Below are 2,523 nucleotides of genomic sequence, written 5' to 3' on the forward strand. Positions count from 1 at the left end.
CACGCCGGCCGGAGGCTCCTCCACCCGCGGCTTGCTCCAGAGGGAGAGGTCGCTCAGCACGTGCTCGTGCATCGAGGTCGCGCCGAGTTCGTGCGGCTCGATCGGTCCAAGGGCGGTGTGGATTGGCATAGGGATCCTTGCGGTTAGTTCTGGACGAGGAACGAGGCGATGCGCTCGCCAACGACCACGGCAGGCATGGCCGTGGTGGCACGGGGAATCATGGGCATGATCGAGCAGTCGGCGACCGTGAGTCCTTGGATGCCATGAACGGAGCCCCGCGCATCCACGACGGACATCTCGTCGTCGGCCGATCCCATGGGGCAGGTGCCGACCGGGTGCCAATAGTTGTCGGGATTCCGCTCAACGAAGTGAACGAGCTCGTCAAACGTGGGAACCGCGCTGATGCCGGGGTGGATCTCCTCCCCGACCAGCTCGCGGATGCCCGGCTGCGATGCCATCTCCCGTAGAATCTCCATACCCTCCGCCAGCACACGAGCATCCCGACGTTCCGGATCGCTCAAGAAGCGGTGGTCGATGACCGGCTTGGCCTCGGGATCTCGGCTCGTGATGCGCACATAGCCGCGCGACACGGGCTGGAGTGCGCTCACACCGCAGCTCCACCGCTTGACGTCGCCGCGGTGCGTCGGGCTGTAGGGCAAGAAGTGCAGGTCGAACACGTCGGGGTCGAAGCTCGACCCCACCTTGCCCATCGCCTGCTCGTCGGGCGCCCAGCCCTCGGCACGCAGGGCATCCATCTCGCGGGCCATACGGTCGCTGCCCGCCCAGCTCATGAGGGAGAACGGCTGGTCGTGCAGGTTTTCGCCGACGCCGCGAAGTGACTGGACAACAGGGATGTCGAGCGACCGCAAAAAGTCGGGGTTGCCGATGCCTGAGCGCTGAAGCACCTGGGGCGAGTTAAAAGCGCCGCCGGCGACAACAACGCGCTGCGCCCGCACGATGTGAGTCTCTCCACGCCAGAGCACCTCAACCCCGGTCGCGACTCCCCGATCTATGAGCACGTGGGCGACGTGTGCCTCGCCCACGATGCTGATGTTCGGCAACGATCGCACCGGGTCGAGATAGGCGAACGCCGTGTTGAAGCGGATGCCGTCGACGATGTTGTTGGATTCGGGAGCCACGGCTGGCCCCTCGTCGAGATCGTTGAGGTTGTGGCGCTGGGGAATCCCCACGGCGGGAGCCGCGTCGAACCACACCCGCTGCCACGACGTCAATTCGTCGACGCGGTAGTCCTTCACACGCATGGCCTTCGTGCCCGCCTCGAAGAACGGGAGCAGATCATCCGTCGCCCATCCGTCGAGCCCCGATTCGGCCCACGAGTCGTAGTCCCTGCGGTGACCCCACGTCTGCGTCGTTCCGTTGAAGTCCGAGCATCCGCCGATCGCGCGAGCCCGCTCGAACGACACCCGCACATCGAGGGTGTCGCCCGAGTCGTAACCCCAGTCGTGGGAATGCCCCAGCCTGGTCGCGTCGAGAATGTCGGCGGGCCAACGCGGGTCACCAAATGGCCCAAAATCGGGCCCGGCCTCAAGCACGAGAACGTTCCGGCCCGCCTCGGCGAGACGAGCGGCCACAACGTTTCCGCTCGTGCCACCCCCGACGACGATGACGTCTACTTGAGCGGGCAGTGCTGTGCTCACGGCAGGACCTTTCGTGTTCGAGGCAGACTCAGCACGGGGTGAGCGGCTAGATCAGGGAGAAGTACTCGCGCTGTTCCCAGTCGCTGACCTGTGCGAGGTAGCGGTCGTACTCGGCTTGCTTGATCGTCGTGAACCACGTGATCACGTCGTCGCCCAGCGCTGCCCTAAACACGTCATCCGCCGCGAGCGCCTCAACGGCGGCGCCGAGCGACTTGGGCAGCTTGGTGACGTCGTCGGCATACGGGTTCTCCGTAGGCTCGCCTGGCTCGAGAGCCCGGTCGAGGCCGTCCATGCCACTGACGAGCTGCGACAGGATGTAGAGGTAGGGGTTTGCCGCGGGCTCGCCAGAGCGGTTCTCGAGCCGCGTCGCATCATCGCCGGCTCCGCCCACAGCGCGCACCATGGCGCCCTTGTTATCGATGCCCCACAGGATGCGGTCGGGCGCGAGAGAAAAGGCCTGGTATCGCTTGTAGCCATTGACGGTTGGCGTCGTGAACGCAGCCGCGGCCTCGGCGTGAGCCAGGAGCCCGCCCAGGTAGTAGCGACCTGTGTCGGAGAGGATGCCGTCGGCATCCGGCGACATGAAGACGTTCTGCCCCGTGACGAGGTTGCGCATCGACTGATGCAGGTGCCAGCCCGTCGACGCCGTGTCCGCGCCGAGAGGGCGGGACATAAACGTGGCGTGGTAGCCCATGCGTCGGGCGATCTGCCGAACCGCCATCCGCGCGAGGATGACATCGTCGGCAACCTTGGCGGCGTCACCGGCCTCAAGGGTGATCTCGAGCTGGCTTGGTCCGAACTCGAGTTCGATCGTGCGCAGCGGCAGGTCGAGCAGGGTCAGCCCACGATAGAGCTCGCCGACGAG

Annotated in this window: 2 protein-coding genes; both read right to left on the bottom strand. The window is 65.9% G+C overall.

Translation table 11 applies throughout. The features are described from left to right. Positions 1-143: 143 nt before the first annotated feature. Positions 144-1,658: a GMC family oxidoreductase gene (locus tag AC062T_RS06115; RefSeq protein WP_476028353.1), complete on the bottom strand. Its 1,515-nt coding sequence runs from the start codon at positions 1,656-1,658 to the stop codon at positions 144-146. Positions 1,659-1,704: 46 nt separating this feature from the next. Then, on the bottom strand, positions 1,705-2,523 hold an 819-nt coding region (locus tag AC062T_RS06120), incomplete at its 5' end, for a type I glutamate--ammonia ligase (RefSeq protein ID WP_476028354.1).

It is taken from the genome of Homoserinimonas sp., assembly GCF_056262345.1.